This is a genomic window from Sphingomonas sp. PEI4, assembly GCF_056679955.1.
Window position 1 is genome coordinate 1137019 of sequence record NZ_CM155258.1, and the last position, 13699, is coordinate 1150717.

General features: G+C 64.3%; 13 protein-coding genes and 1 pseudogene. 7 read left to right on the plus strand and 7 right to left on the minus strand.

Annotated elements, in window-relative coordinates; genetic code table 11:
- Positions 1-101 precede the first annotated feature (101 nt).
- A complete protein-coding gene (locus tag AC1MLZ_RS05060) occupies positions 102-1010 on the minus strand; it encodes a LysR family transcriptional regulator (RefSeq protein WP_132884496.1) in 909 nt (302 codons plus the stop codon).
- An 87-nt stretch (positions 1011-1097) separates the two neighbouring features.
- Between AC1MLZ_RS05060 and AC1MLZ_RS05065 the strand changes: the two genes are divergently transcribed.
- Both AC1MLZ_RS05065 and AC1MLZ_RS05070 read left to right on the plus strand, forming a co-directional pair.
- A complete protein-coding gene (locus AC1MLZ_RS05065; RefSeq protein ID WP_480960720.1) occupies positions 1098-1937 on the plus strand; it encodes a DODA-type extradiol aromatic ring-opening family dioxygenase in 840 nt (279 codons plus the stop codon).
- Between the two features lie 29 nt (positions 1938-1966).
- On the plus strand, positions 1967-2821 hold the full coding sequence (locus tag AC1MLZ_RS05070) for an SDR family oxidoreductase (RefSeq protein WP_151991845.1): 855 nt from the start codon (positions 1967-1969) through the stop codon (positions 2819-2821).
- An 8-nt stretch (positions 2822-2829) separates the two neighbouring features.
- Here the strand turns inward: AC1MLZ_RS05070 and AC1MLZ_RS05075 are convergent.
- Positions 2830-2979, minus strand: a pseudogene (locus tag AC1MLZ_RS05075) (transposase); the annotation flags it as partial.
- A 256-nt stretch (positions 2980-3235) separates the two neighbouring features.
- Positions 3236-3993 (minus strand): IS5 family transposase gene (locus AC1MLZ_RS05080; protein ID WP_480960721.1). Its coding sequence is split into 2 segments (ribosomal slippage): positions 3236-3660 and positions 3660-3993, totalling 759 coding nucleotides; the frame shifts between segments, so codons are not numbered across the junction.
- A 114-nt stretch (positions 3994-4107) separates the two neighbouring features.
- Between AC1MLZ_RS05080 and AC1MLZ_RS05085 the strand changes: the two genes are divergently transcribed.
- The 3 genes from AC1MLZ_RS05085 to AC1MLZ_RS05095 all read left to right on the plus strand — a co-directional run bounded on the left by AC1MLZ_RS05085 (position 4108) and on the right by AC1MLZ_RS05095 (position 8633).
- Positions 4108-5385: a sensor histidine kinase gene (locus tag AC1MLZ_RS05085; RefSeq protein ID WP_081874322.1), complete on the plus strand. Its 1278-nt coding sequence runs from the start codon at positions 4108-4110 to the stop codon at positions 5383-5385.
- Positions 5382-6062 carry a response regulator transcription factor gene (locus AC1MLZ_RS05090; protein ID WP_031441036.1) on the plus strand — a complete coding sequence of 227 codons (681 nt, stop codon included), beginning with the start codon at positions 5382-5384 and terminating at the stop codon, positions 6060-6062. Before AC1MLZ_RS05085 ends, AC1MLZ_RS05090 begins: the two co-directional genes overlap by 4 nt.
- A 90-nt stretch (positions 6063-6152) precedes the next feature.
- A complete protein-coding gene (locus tag AC1MLZ_RS05095; RefSeq protein ID WP_031441035.1) occupies positions 6153-8633 on the plus strand; it encodes a TonB-dependent receptor in 2481 nt (826 codons plus the stop codon).
- 134 nt (positions 8634-8767) lie between these two features.
- On the opposite strand, the gene AC1MLZ_RS05100 is transcribed toward AC1MLZ_RS05095, so the two are convergent.
- A complete protein-coding gene (locus AC1MLZ_RS05100; RefSeq protein ID WP_056409554.1) occupies positions 8768-9667 on the minus strand; it encodes a quinoprotein relay system zinc metallohydrolase 1 in 900 nt (299 codons plus the stop codon).
- A 47-nt stretch (positions 9668-9714) separates the two neighbouring features.
- A complete protein-coding gene (locus AC1MLZ_RS05105) occupies positions 9715-10512 on the minus strand; it encodes a quinoprotein dehydrogenase-associated SoxYZ-like carrier (RefSeq protein WP_042467285.1) in 798 nt (265 codons plus the stop codon).
- 64 nt (positions 10513-10576) lie between these two features.
- Here AC1MLZ_RS05105 and AC1MLZ_RS05110 point away from each other — a divergent pair, with 64 nt between their 5' ends.
- On the plus strand, positions 10577-11119 hold the full coding sequence (locus tag AC1MLZ_RS05110; protein WP_082446289.1) for a rhodanese-like domain-containing protein: 543 nt from the start codon (positions 10577-10579) through the stop codon (positions 11117-11119).
- A 102-nt stretch (positions 11120-11221) separates the two neighbouring features.
- Here the strand turns inward: AC1MLZ_RS05110 and AC1MLZ_RS05115 are convergent, their stop codons facing one another.
- Together AC1MLZ_RS05115 and AC1MLZ_RS05120 are read right to left on the minus strand one after the other, a co-directional pair.
- A complete protein-coding gene (locus AC1MLZ_RS05115; RefSeq protein ID WP_031441032.1) occupies positions 11222-11521 on the minus strand; it encodes an EthD family reductase in 300 nt (99 codons plus the stop codon).
- A 1-nt stretch (position 11522) separates the two neighbouring features.
- Complete coding sequence (locus tag AC1MLZ_RS05120) at positions 11523-11960, minus strand: pseudoazurin (RefSeq protein WP_031441031.1); 438 nt, start codon at positions 11958-11960, stop codon at positions 11523-11525.
- 189 nt (positions 11961-12149) lie between these two features.
- Between AC1MLZ_RS05120 and adh the strand changes: the two genes are divergently transcribed.
- Positions 12150-13670: an aldehyde dehydrogenase gene (adh, locus tag AC1MLZ_RS05125; protein WP_056025322.1), complete on the plus strand. Its 1521-nt coding sequence runs from the start codon at positions 12150-12152 to the stop codon at positions 13668-13670.
- Positions 13671-13699: the final 29 nt, after the last annotated feature.

The window sequence follows — 13699 nt, forward strand, 5'->3', positions numbered from 1 at the left end:
CGCTGGGTCACTGATATCTACAATCATAAAAGACCATGATGTTTTGAGATAGCAGACGCGGTCCTCGGGTGAAAACTCGGGACGTCTGCTAGCTCGGCCTCTCACCAATCGGTGCCAAGAGCGGGGAGTGCTTCGGCTAAGAAGTCAATCCACGCCCGCGTCTTGGCGGCGGGGCGGCGCGTCGGGTGTGTGATGGCATATGCCGCTCCCAGCATCATAGGCGGCTCGTCCAGCTCAAGCTCGCTCAATTGGCCGGCGCGAAGCGCCTCTGCCGCAATAAAGCGTGGCCCATAGACCAGCCCTTGGCCCGCGATGGCAGCGCGAACCAAGGCCTCGCCATTGTCGGAACACATCGATCCCGAGATCGGCACCTTGATCGTCCCGTCTTTGCCGAACGCCCACGATGTCGTTCCTGCAAGTGACGCGTTGGTGTGGCCCAAACAATCGTGATCGCCAAGATCGGCCAGGCGGGTGGGCGTTCCGCGCCGCTCCAGGTAGGCGGGGGCGGCACACAGCACGACGCGCATCGCCACGAGCTTGCGGGCAACAAGCGCACTGTCGGCAAGGCGCCCGATCCTCACGGCCACATCCCATCGCTCTTCCAGCAGGTCGACGTAGCGATCGTTGAAGCCCAGTTCGATCGTCACCTCGGGATGACGCGCGGAGAACGTAGGGACGAGCGAGGCAAGGTGCAGGACGCCAAAGGTGGCGGGCGCACTGACGCGCAGCAGTCCCCGTGCGGTGATCGATCGCGACGATGCCTCCGCCTCGGCTTCACCGATCTCCATCAGGATACGTTCGGCCTTTTCGAGATAGTCGGTGCCTGCCTCGGTCAGCGACAGCCGACGCGTCGAGCGCTGGACCAGCGTTGTGCCAAGCCGCGCTTCGAGGGCGTCTAGGTGCTTGGCCGCCATCGCAGGCGACATGTGCAGATCACGGGCGGCAGCAGAGATGCCACCGAGCCTGATCGCCCGCACGAACACGTCCATACCCGTCAACCGATCCGCCATGACTTCCTACCCGTGGTTGAAGCTGATCCTTCTACGCGAGCGATTATCATTGCGCGATAGCGGGCACATATTCTGGCCATCAGATCGATGATCCAGGCCGCCTCCGTGGCGCCTGCACCGGAGTGTATGACCATGAGCGTCCAGCCCACCTACTTCATCCCGCATGGCGGCGGCCCCTGCTTCTTCATGGACGATCCGCGCGGCGTGTGGACCGGTATGGAAGCGTTCCTGCGCAACCTGCCGATCACGCTCGCCGAGAAGCCCAAGGCCATCCTCGTCGTCTCGGGACATTGGGAGACGGACGGCTTCGCCTTCACCGGCGCCGAACGGCCCGAACTGATCTACGACTATTACAACTTCCCGCCCCATACCTATCAGCTGCGCTACGACGTGCCGGGCGCACCCGCGCTCGCCGCTCGTGCCGCGGCCCTGCTCAAGGACGCGGGCATCCCCTCGACTGTCGACGCGAAGCGGGGCCTGGATCACGGCGTGTTCGTCCCCCTCAAAGTGGCTTTTCCGGATGCGGACATTCCGCTGATCGAAATGTCCGTCGAGCGGGGGCTGGACCCGGCCCTCCATGTCGCTGCGGGCCGCGCCCTTGCGCCGCTGCGTGAGGAGGGCGTGCTGATCCTCGGCTCGGGCATGAGCTTTCACAACATGCGCGCCTATGGCGACCCGCGCTCGACGCCCGGCTCGCAAGCGTTCGACCAGTGGCTGGCCGAAAGCATGGAACTCGACGGCCCGCAGCGGGCCGAGCGCCTGGCGCGCTGGGCCGATGCGCCCTCGGCACGGTTCGCCCATCCCCCGGCCAAGGAGGAGCATCTGCTGCCCCTGATGGTCGCAGCCGGTGCGACCAAGGGCGAAGGCGCCCGGGTCTATGCCGAGGAAGTCCTGTCGACCGCCATTTCCGGCTTCCGTTTCAACTAATCTTACCGCGTCACCGAAGGAGAATTGTCATGACTATCGCCGTCACCGGCGCGACCGGCCAGCTTGGCCGCCTCGTCATCGAAAGCCTGAAGCGCAAATTGACCGGCGAGCCGATCGTGGCGCTGGTGCGCTCGCCCGAAAAGGCCAGCGATCTGGGCGTGGAGGCACGCGCTTTCGATTACGCGCAGCCCGAGACGCTCGCTCCGGCGCTGGCCGGGGTCGACACGCTGCTCCTGATCTCATCGAGCGAGGTCGGGCAGCGCGAGCCGCAGCACCGCAACGTCATCGAGGCCGCCAAGGCGGCGGGGATCAAGCGGATCGTCTACACCAGCCTGCTGCACGCCGACCGCTCGCCGATCAGCTTGGGCGAGGAGCACCGTGCAACCGAAGCGTTGCTGGCGTCTTCAGGTATCGCGACGACCCTCCTGCGTAATGGCTGGTACACCGAGAATTACACCGCCTCGATCCCGGCAGCTCTGGAGAACGGCGCGTTCGTAGGCAGCGCTGGCGAGGGACGCCTGTCGCTTGCGACCCGCGCCGATTATGCCGAGGCCGCAGCCGTCGTGCTGACCAGCGGGGGTCATGAGGGTAAGACGTATGAGCTGGCCGGTGACGACGCGGTGACGCTTGCCGACCTTGCCGCCGAGATCTCGCGCCAGACCGGTCGCGACATCCCGTACCGCGATCTGCCGCAGGCAGATTACGCCGCGATCCTGAGGCAGGTCGGCCTGCCCGACGGCTTCGCCGAAGGGCTTGCCGCGTGGGACGTCGATGCCTCGAAGGGCGCGTTGTTCGATGACGGCCATCAGCTCTCGAAGCTGATCGGGCGTTCGACGACATCGCTGGCCGACGCCGTGCGGGCGCAATTCGCCGCGCAGGGCTGACGTTACGCAATCCCGAGCCCGCCATACACCTTCTTCCAGCGATAGAAGGTCTGCTCCGATACGCACATACGGCGGATGACCTCCGCCATCGGCGTGCCCGTCTCCGCCTGCTTCAGCGCAAAGGCGATCTGCTCTTCCGTGTACCTCGACTTCTTCATGTCCCAGCTCCTTGCCCGCAGGCTTCAAAGGGCCGGAAAACTCTCATTCAGCATGGATGAAAAAACAGGGAGGACGTCACTTTTTAGACGCTGATTGATAGGTCGTTTTGCGACGAGTCGAGGCACGTCGCGCTCGGGTTGCAGCCCCTCATGTTTGGACCTATCGCGAAGCGCCGCACTTGGGGGTACTGTTCCGGCAAGCGCCCGACGTTGGCAAGCATGGCCGCGCATAGAAGCTAGGGTCAGGACTCATTGGTCATAGCCAGAAGATGACCGTGGCAGCGAGGGCGATGGCGGAGAAGAAGACGGTTGGGCATCGGTCGTAGCGAGTGGCGACGCGACGCCAATCCTTCAGACGGCCGAACATGATCTCGATGCGGCTGCGGCGCCGGTAGCGGCGCTTGTCGTATCTGACCGGCTCGTTGCGCGATCTGCGGCCCGGGATGCAGGGCTGGATGCCCTTGGCTTCCAGGGCGTCCCTGAACCAATCGGCGTCATAACCACGGTCGCCAAGCAGCCACTGCGCTTTCGGCAGATCGTCGAGCAAGGCTGCCGCGCCGGTGTAGTCGCTGACCTGCCCGGCGGTCATGAAGAAGCTCAACGGCCGCCCATCCGCATCGCTGACGGCATGCAGTTTGGTGTTCATGCCGCCTTTCGTGCGGCCGATCAGGCGGCCGAGATCCCCTTTTTTACCCGCAGACTTGATGCCGTGCGGTGTGCCTTCAGGTAGGTCGCGTCGATCATGACCGTTTTCGGTACGGCTTGCGCTGCCGCGAGCCCCTCCATCATGCGCAAGAAGACTCCCCTCTCGCCCCACCGCTTCCAGCGATTGTAGAGCGTCTTGTGCGGCCCATAGTCCTTCGGCGCGTCACACCAGCGTAGCCCGTTGCGATTGACGAAAACGATGCCGCTGAGCACCCGCCGATCATCGACCCGAGGCTTGCCATGGCTCTTGGGAAAGAACGGTTGCAGACGCGCCATCTGCTCATCCGTCAGCCAGTACAGGTCGCTCATCCACGCTCTCCTCACGGAGCCTGAATCAGATCGCGCCTCTCACATCAATGGGTCCTGACCCTAGTTCAATATGCTCCTTCTTGTTCGGCGGCGCGCGACGACTAGGATCGGGCCATGTCGATTGAAACTCGCCTACGTCAGCCACTAACGCTCGCTGCGCTGTGTTCCATTGCGCTGTTGGTATCACTGGCAGCGTTGGCGACGGCGTTCATCCTAAGCCTTGCGAGTGCGGGACGGAACTTTGACCGCGCCGGAATCGCGCAGGCGCAGCTTGCGGCCGTGTCGCGGATCGAAACGCTGGCAAACACCGGGGACGCTGCGGCGCTGCGCCCGCATCTCCACGCCTATGCACGATTGATCCGCACCGAGACGGCGCTGTTACCTACCGCTTCCGCCGAACACGCAGCGCAGGTGCGTGAGGCGGTGGATGCGGACCATCTCGCTGTGCTGGCCGGCGATCCGAAGCGGCGCGGCGAACTCGCGGACCTGGTCTCCCGCATTGTCGCACGGGAACGCACAGAAGCCGCGCGGATCGGCGCGGACATGATCCGGCTGCGGGCGCGAACGACGATCCTGGCCGTGCTACTCGTGCTGGTGGCAGGCGGATCAGCGTTGCTGGGAGCGTTGGGGTTGATCGCAGCCAATCGCCAGCTCGCCAATGAAGTTTCGGAGAAGACGGCGGAACTTGCCATGATCGATCAATCGCGTCGGCTGTTCTTTGCAAAAGCCAGCCATGAAATGCGGACTCCGATCACCGTGATGCGGGGAGAAGCGGAAGTAGCGCTGGCCGATTTCGCTGCCGAGCCACGTGCACTGCGCGAGGCGCTCGGGCACGTCGTCGCTAATGCCGAGTTTCTCGAACACCGGATCGCTGAATTGCTAGCCTTGGCGCGCGCGGATGACGGTCAGCTTCAACTCGCGCGCGAGCTGATCGATCTGGCGACGCTGGTAGAGGGGGCGGGCGACGCCGCACGTGGTTATGCGCGCTCGGCCGAGGTAGCGCTGGCGGTCGAGACTATGGTGCCGCCGCTGACTGTGCGGGGCGACGCGCGGTGGCTGCAACAGGCGGTGCTTGCAATCGTCGATAACGCGGTAAAGTTTTCGCCATTCGGGGGAACCGTTACCGTACGGCTCACGACCAATGATGATGCGGCGCGGATCGATGTGGTGGATCAGGGATCGGGCGTGGCGGACGAGGCTTTGCCGCGGATCTTCGACGCCTATTACCAGGGGGATGCGGGGCGATCGCGGGGCGGCACCGGGCTCGGCCTGTCACTCGCGCGGTGGGTCGTCGAGCAGCATGACGGATCGATCCATGCCGCCAACGCGCTCGCCAATGGCCTGAGCGTCGGCTGTACCGTGACGATCGACCTTCCCTTGGTACCAGTATGAAGATCCTGTTGGTCGAGGACGATGCCGGCATCGGCCGTTTCGTCAGCCGCGGACTGACCGCGCGCGGGTATGAGGTTGCCTGGGAACGCGCGGCGCGGGAGGTGCCGACGATGCTGCGAACCGGCGGATTTGCCGCCGCACTGCTCGACGTGGGCCTTCCCGACCGTGACGGGATGGACCTTTGCCGTGCCCTGCGTGAAGACGGGATCCGGGTGCCGATCCTGATGTTGACGGCGCGAGGAACGTTACAGGACCGGCTCGACGGGTTCGACAGCGGGGCGGACGATTATCTCCCCAAGCCGTTCGCATTCGAAGAACTCGTCGCGCGACTGGCGGCGATCGTCCGTCGGGGAGCGGACGCCGCACCGCCGCCAATGCGCTACGCCAATCTCGCGCTCGACCCGATTTCGCGGCATGCGCTGGTCGACGACCGCCCGCTCGCGCTAAGCCGGCGTGAGTTCGACCTGCTGCAGCGGCTCGTCGCGGCCAATGGCGGCACTGCAACACGAGTGGCGCTGGCCGCTGCTGTCTGGGGCGCAGATGCCGGGATCAGCGACAACGCGCTCGACGTCTATATCGGCTATCTTCGCCGCCGACTGAGCGAACTTCGCGGAGCGCCGGCGATCGAGACACTGCGCGGTCGTGGCTTCCGGCTAGTGCCATCGACCAAGGTATGACGTAACCTGAGACCGATCTCAGGCAAGTGTCGATCAGCCAAGTTATCGTTTCCTCAGCGACGCAGATCGCAGGCGTTGGGGGGATGCAGCATGAAGACCCGTTTCCGTTGGCTGGCCGGTGTCGCCCTGATTGTCATGCCGGCCGCTGGCCACGCGCAGCCGCAAACGCAGACAGGCCTCTCCCCCGAAATCATCGTGACTGCGACCCCGCTGTCCGACGTCGGCGAAGGGACGCTGCCCTTCCCCGCACAGACCACCAGCGACGAGGAGATCGAGGCCGCGCACGCGACCGACATCACCGACTATCTGAAGCGGATGGCGGGCGGCGTGTTCGTCAACGACATCCAGAACAACCCGTTGCAGCCCGATATAAACTATCGCGGCTTCACCGCATCGCCGCTGCTCGGCACGCCGCAGGGGCTGTCGGTCTATGTCGACGGCGTCCGCGTCAACCAACCGTTCGGCGACGTCGTCAGTTGGGACCTTATCCCCAAATCCGCAATCCGTTCGATGACTCTGGTGCCAGGATCAAACCCGCTGTTCGGGCGTAATTCGCTGGGTGGTGCGATCTCTGTCCGGACCAAGGATGGCAAATCCGACCCCGGTGTCGAGATCGAGGCGAGCTATGGATCATTCGATCGCCGTACCGTCGAGGTGCAGGCCGGCGGCAATGCCGACAGCGGTTTCAACTGGTTCCTGAGTAGCGATTATTTTGCCGAGGACGGCTGGCGCGATGTCTCGCGGTCGGAGGCGGGGCAGGCATTCGGCAAGCTTGGCTGGTCTGATACGAAAACCAACGTCGCGCTGTCGGGAAGCTATGCGAAGACCGACCTCAACGGCAACGGGCTACAGGACCAGCGCCTGCTCGAACGTGATCGGTCCAGCGTCTACACCTATCCCGACACTACCCGGAACACCGCGTACCTGATCAACCTCACGGGCGACCACCGGTTTTCCGACGTTCTCTCCTTTGCCGGCAACGCATTTTTCCGCAGCATCAGGACGCGCACGTTCAACGGCGACATCAACGACGATGCACTCGGCGAGAACCTGTATCAACCCAGCGCCGCCGAGCGCGCCGCACTGACCGTGGCCGGATATAGCGGCTTCCCGGTCGCGGGCGAGACGCAGGCCAACACCCCCTTCCCCAGATGGCGCTGCATCGCCAACGTGCTGCTGAACAGCGAGCCGAACGAGAAGTGCAACGGGCTCGCCAACCGTTCGAACACACGACAGCGCGAGTTCGGCGCGACCGGTGAGCTGACGCTGAAGACGCCAGTCGGGGGCGGTTTCAACGCGCTGACGGTAGGCGCGAGCTACGTCAACGGTCGCTCGGTGTTCGTCCAATCGTCGCAATTCGGCTATCTCACGCCCGACCGCGGCATCGTCCCGGTTATCGGCGCGGGCGCGTTCGCAGATGGGACGCAGGACTCCGAACACGCATTCGATGCGCGCGTCGACCTGACCGGCCGCACGACCACGCTCAGCGCCTATGCGCTCGATGCGTTCGACGTCAGCCGGACGCTGCATGTCGACCTGTCCGCGCGCTATGACCACACCGTCGTCCATAACCGCGATGGGCTTCAACCCGGTGGCGGTACCGGATCGCTCGACGGCGACCACAAGTTCGACCGCGTGAACCCGGCGATCGCGCTGCGCTGGAGTCCGACCGAGACCTTCGCGATCGATGCGGCGCTCGCCCAGACCAGCCGTGCGCCATCGGCGATCGAACTTGGCTGCGCGGACCCCGAGAGCCCCTGCCGCCTGCCCAACGCCTTGGCGGGCGATCCGCCGCTCGACCAGGTCGTTGCGCGCACCGTCGAGACGGGCATCAACGCCGACCTCCACGGTATCGCGCTGCGTCTCGGCGCATTCCGCACTGTCAGTCGGAACGACATCCTGTTCGTTGCCGACGATACCGCGGGCTTCGGCTATTTTCGCAATTTCGGGAAAACTCGCCGCCAGGGTATCGACGTCGATCTCGCCGGCGATGTCGGCCCGGTTCACCTGACCGGCCACTACACGCTGCTCGACGCGACCTATCGCAATGGCGAGACCGTCGACGGCTCGGGCAACAGTTCGAGCGAGCACGTCGCGCCCGGATTCGAAGGCGAGATCGACATCGAGAAGGGTGATCGCGTCCCACTGATCCCGCGACACATCTTGAAGGCCGGCGCACGCTGGAAACCGGTAGAGATGCTATCGCTCAGTGCCGACATGATTGCGATTTCGGGCGTGTATGCGCGCGGCAACGAGAACAACGAGCATGAGCCCGACGGGGTGTACTACCTCGGCGAGGGCAAGACCGACGCGTATGCGGTCGTCAATTTTGGCGCGGAGATCCGCCCGGCCCGCCAGTTGACGATCTTCGCACAGCTCAACAACGCGTTCGACAAGCGCTATGCGACCGCCGCGCAACTGGGCGCGACCGGGTTCGATGCGAGCGGCAACTTCGTCGCGCGACCGTTTGCCGGGCCGGTGATCGACGGCGAACGGCCATTAGCGTCGTCGACCTTCTATGCACCGGGTGCCCCACGCTCGATCCAGGTCGGCGCCAAAGTGCGGTTCTGAGGTCTTGGTCGGCGCTCGTCTTGTGCGAGAAAACAGCATGTCTCCCCGCGAAAGCGAGGCTCCAGACTGGGCTCTCGCCTTCGCGGCACAACAAAGCCGTGCAAGCTGTATCTCGACCGGACGAGGGCAGAACGCTAGGCTCGCTTGCCCACCAGTGGCAGCGATCGTTCCTCAAGACCCGGATAGAAGTGCGACACCGACCGCTGTAGCTCATAGCGCGCGGCCTTCATCGCAGCGAAGCGTGGCGGGATCGCGATCTCGCCGGCTTCGACTGGATCTAATCCAGCCTGGATCGCGTCGGTCAACGCCATATCGATCCAGTCTATCCAGTCGCGGGTCTGGTCGATCGCGGCGTGCGGCGTAGAATCGATCGGCCCATGGCCGGGAATCACCCGGAGCTGTCCCAACCCCTTCAGCGTATCGAGCGACGTACGCCAGTGCGGCAGGTCGGCATGCGGCGTCGATGGCGCACGATCGTGGAACACCAGATCGCCGGCAATCAGCGTCCTCGTCGCTTCGTCATAGATCGCAAGGTCTGCGCCGCTGTGCCCGGCCAACGCCAGGAGCCGGAGCGTGCGGCCGCCGATCGTCTCGCTGGGCGTAGCGATCACATGACCGGGGATGTGCAGCTCGGTCCCGCGCATCCAGTCGCCCAGCAGGCGGTACATGCCATCCGAAAAGCCCGGCCCTTCGCTTTTGAGCTCGGCGATCAGCGCGGGTGTCCCGGCGATCTGCGGAGGCTGGAACGCGGCATCACCGTAGGTGTGATCGGGGTGAAGATGGGTCAGATAGACGCGCGCGACAGGCTTGCCGGTCAGCTTTTTTGCAAGCGCGGTCAGCTCGGTACCATAGCGCAGCGACGGACCCGCATCGACCAGCACTGCGCCGTCCGCGGTATCAAGGATCGTGACGTTGGCGATCGCGCCGCCATTGCCCATCAGGATCGCGTCGTCGGCGCCGCGCACCACCCAGATGCCATCGGCGACGACCTCCGGTTTCAGGCCATATCGAAACGCGGCTGCCACGACCGGCATTGCTGCAACGCTCGCCAGGCAGCCGCCGACGAATGCTCGTCGGTGAATCAGCGACCTGCTCCCTGCACTGCTGCATTCACCGTTGCTGCGGTCAAGGTGCCGGCGTATTCGATGCCGTTGGTGTCACGGCCGTCGAACGAGACCGACTCGCCTGGCTTGATCTTGGGCATGAGCGTCAGGACCGGATCCTCGGCAACCGACGCCTGCATATGAACCGTGCCGATCGCGCTGCCGCCCGAGGACGTGACCTTTATCTGTTCGAGATAATAGGCCGGGATATTGTCGACGAAGCCGGTGTCCATCGGATGCCGGAACGACAGCATGATACGCGCAGCACCGGCACTTTCCCAAAGCCGCCCGCGGGACTCGCCGAGATGCTGCGCCCAGTCGCCCTTGACGCGGCTGACCGGTGGTGCCGAACAGCCGCCGCCCGCCGCGTCGATCCAGCCACCCGAGACGAGCCAGCTGCCGTCCTTCAGCTGTACCGCTCCGCGCACCGGCGTGCGCTGATCGAGCTTGATCCGGGTCGCGATGAACGGCTCGGCATTCGCCAGAGTGAAATCGATCGATTGCTGGATCGGGTTCATATCGGCGAAGATCACGATCCGCATGACGTCGGGTATACCGCGCGCATCGACCTGGACCGGAAAGGAGCGCTGATTTTCCGCGATCTTCGGAAAGTCGACCTTCACTCGCGGATCGAACCGGACGACCGCGTTTTCGCCGAACACCTGCTTGCCGACATAACCGAACATCGGCGAGCCGAGCTGGTCCTTCGGCAGCGCCGCACCGGCGGTGGCAGAAAAGGCCGAAAGGCCGGCGAGCAAGATGCTAAGTGTCTTCATACCTTGGTAGAAAGGTACGCACGAGAGGGATGCGCTACAATCCGACTTTGGGAGGAGAGCCGCGGTGATTCGTATCTTGGTTTTCGCGGTCGCAGTCGCTGCGCAAACGGTCGCTCCTCGCTCCGATATCGACGCCACGACCGGATACCGCACCGCGCATTACCGCGCGATCGTTCCGACCGCCCCCGAGCGCGTACCAAGGATCGATACGACGACCGTGGCGCGGCTGCGCACGAAGAAGCGCGCCATCCTGATCGACGTGATGCCGGCCGAGGGTGGCGTACGCGATGCGGCGACGGGCGTCTGGCGGCTGGCCAAGCCGCGTCCGAGCATCGCTGGGGCGCACTGGTTTCCCGAAGCGGGGCGCGGGGTGGTTGATCCCGGCATCGCGGCATGGTTCGAAACGGGCGTCGCATCGCTTCGCGGCAAGCGCGATCCGCGTCCGCTGATCGTGTTCTGCCTCGCCGACTGCTGGATGAGCTGGAACGCCTCGCGCCGGTTGGCGAAGGCGGGGTACGGGCATGTCTATTGGTATGCGGACGGTACCGATGGTTGGAGCGAAAGCGGGCGACCGCTGGTCGATGCGGTGCCGTTCGGACGTGAATAGCGCATCCTCGAGGGGTGGGATGGGTAGGTATGGGGCAGGCGCAATCCCGTCACGAACCTACCCATCCCGGGCCCCTCCCTTCGCTGGGGAGGGGTAAAGACGTCACCCGGTAAGGCGTTGCGCCGCGGGGCTTATCGTCGTGAAGTTCGGAACATCGCCGAACACCTCTGCTGCTACCGGCGCTGACATCGCCGCATCGCGCACGGCCCCATCGGTGAAGGTCAGTACCGCCACCGCGACGGCAGCCGGCGCATCGTCGTCGGGAAACAACGCCAACGCATCGGTCAGGCCTAGCGGTCCCCATTTCTCCTTCACGAGCGGCATGTGCGTGTCCGTGTAATAGGCGCGATCGAAGCGTGCGCCTTCAGTGACGGGATAGCTGACGAGCAGGATACCGGCCATCTTACTTCGCCTGTGCGAGTGCGGCGGCCATGCGCTTGCCGGCCAATCCAGGGACCTTCACCGCCTTGGCCGCGGCAAGGTTCGCGGAGGGGCCGTTGCCGACCTGGACGACCGCGACCATGCCCATCGCGTAATGGGGCTTGCACTTGATGCCGTAGATGCCCGGCTTGGTGACGGGGAGAACGAACTCCTTGTTCATCAGCCCCGAACTCGGTGCGACCCCGTCAGGCAGCATCGTCGGGATCGTCTCGGCGTTGTGGCTCGGGTTGGTCGGGACGAAGTGGATCACGTCGCCCGGCTGCGCCTTGATGAAAGATGGCTCGAACACCATCATGCCCCCCTGCCCGCTGGTCTTCATATGGACGGTGACGTCCTTGGCGGATGCGGGTGCCGCCGCGAAAACGACGGTTGCCGCCAGTGATGCGATGATAAGCTTCATGCGATACTCTCCTGAAACGCGCGCGGCTCGACCCGCGATTGCCGTCCCCTCACGCACGCTGCGGCACGATCCCGCAATTGCCCTTTGGTGCAATGGCGCGTGCGCCGCAGCAGGTCGATGGTCGCTGCAAGCCACAGATACGTCCGCCACCACTGACGCGCGGGCGAATTGTACCGAGGAGGGATTATCATGCTGCAGCAGGCACTCGACCAGTTGAAGGGCCAGATCGCGATCCGATCGAAATACGACAATTACATCGGTGGCGAGTGGGTCGCGCCGACCAAGGGGCAGTATTTCGACAACCCTTCCCCCGTCACCGGCAAGACGGTGTGCCAGGTCGCGCGCGGCACCGCCGAGGACATCGAGCTGGCGCTCGACGCCGCGCACGCCGCTAAAGACGCCTGGGGCAAGAGCAGCCCGGCCGAGAGGGCCAACATCCTCAACAAGATCGCCGACCGGATGGAGGAAAAGCTCGATCTGCTCGCAATGGTCGAGACGATCGACAACGGCAAGCCGATCCGCGAGACGACCAACGCCGATATCCCGCTCGCAATCGACCATTTCCGCTATTTTGCCGGCTGCGTCCGCGCGCAGGAAGGCGGCATTTCCGAGATCGACCACGATACGATCGCCTATCATTTTCACGAGCCGCTGGGCGTCGTCGGCCAGATCATCCCGTGGAACTTCCCGATCCTGATGGCGGTGTGGAAGCTCGCACCTGCGCTGGGTGCCGGCAACTGCGTCGTGCTGAAACCCGCCGAGCAGACGCCGATGTCGATCATGGTGCTGATGGACGTGATCGGCGACCTGCTGCCACCGGGCGTGCTGAATGTCGTCAACGGCTTCGGCGTCGAGGCGGGCAAGCCGCTCGCGCAGAACAAGCGCATCGCAAAGATCGCGTTCACCGGCGAGACGACCACCGGCCGCCTGATCATGCAATATGCGACGGAGAACCTGATCCCCGTTACGCTCGAACTCGGCGGCAAGTCGCCCAACATCTTCTTCGCCGACGTGATGGACGCCGACGACGATTATTTCGACAAGTGTCTCGAAGGCTTCGCGATGTTCGCGCTCAATCAGGGCGAGGTCTGCACCTGCCCGAGCCGCGTGCTGATCCAGGAATCGATCTACGAAAAGTTCATCGCGCGCGCGATCGAGCGGGTGAAGGCGATCAAAATGGGCTCGCCGCTCGATCCCTCGACGATGATCGGCGCGCAGGCGTCGAACGACCAGCTCGAGAAGATCCTGTCGTACATCGATATCGGCAAGGCGGAAGGTGCCAAGATTCTGACTGGCGGCGAACGCGCGCAGCACGACGGCGAGTTCTCCGACGGGTATTACATGGAGCCCACGATCATCGAGGGTAACAACAGGATGCGCGTCTTCCAGGAAGAGATCTTCGGACCCGTCGTCGCGGTGACGACCTTCAAGGACGAAGCCGACGCGCTCGCGATCGCCAACGACACGCTCTACGGCCTCGGCGCCGGCGTCTGGTCGCGCAACGGCACGACCGCCTACCGGATGGGCCGCGGTATCCAGGCCGGGCGCGTATGGACCAACTGCTACCACCTCTACCCTGCGCATGCCGCATTCGGTGGCTACAAGCAGTCGGGCATCGGCCGCGAGAACCACAAGATGATGCTCGATCACTATCAGCAGACCAAGTGCCTGCTGGTCAGCTATTCGGCCAAGGCGCTTGGCTTCTTCTGATACAGCTTCTGGTACGCACGCGAGATCGG

Bases quoted from the DNA above. Each gene is read 5' to 3' on its own strand.
- AC1MLZ_RS05060 (WP_132884496.1), bottom strand. From the start codon at position 1,010: ATGGCGGATCGGTTGACGGGTATGGACGTGTTCGTGCGGGCGATCAGG.
- AC1MLZ_RS05065 (WP_480960720.1), top strand. From the start codon at position 1,098: ATGATCCAGGCCGCCTCCGTGGCGCCTGCACCGGAGTGTATGACCATG.
- AC1MLZ_RS05070 (WP_151991845.1), top strand. From the start codon at position 1,967: ATGACTATCGCCGTCACCGGCGCGACCGGCCAGCTTGGCCGCCTCGTC.
- AC1MLZ_RS05085 (WP_081874322.1), top strand. From the start codon at position 4,108: ATGTCGATTGAAACTCGCCTACGTCAGCCACTAACGCTCGCTGCGCTG.
- AC1MLZ_RS05090 (WP_031441036.1), top strand. From the start codon at position 5,382: ATGAAGATCCTGTTGGTCGAGGACGATGCCGGCATCGGCCGTTTCGTC.
- AC1MLZ_RS05095 (WP_031441035.1), top strand. From the start codon at position 6,153: ATGAAGACCCGTTTCCGTTGGCTGGCCGGTGTCGCCCTGATTGTCATG.
- AC1MLZ_RS05100 (WP_056409554.1), bottom strand. From the start codon at position 9,667: ATGCCGGTCGTGGCAGCCGCGTTTCGATATGGCCTGAAACCGGAGGTC.
- AC1MLZ_RS05105 (WP_042467285.1), bottom strand. From the start codon at position 10,512: ATGAAGACACTTAGCATCTTGCTCGCCGGCCTTTCGGCCTTTTCTGCC.
- AC1MLZ_RS05115 (WP_031441032.1), bottom strand. From the start codon at position 11,521: ATGGCCGGTATCCTGCTCGTCAGCTATCCCGTCACTGAAGGCGCACGC.
- AC1MLZ_RS05120 (WP_031441031.1), bottom strand. From the start codon at position 11,960: ATGAAGCTTATCATCGCATCACTGGCGGCAACCGTCGTTTTCGCGGCG.
- adh (WP_056025322.1), top strand. From the start codon at position 12,150: ATGCTGCAGCAGGCACTCGACCAGTTGAAGGGCCAGATCGCGATCCGA.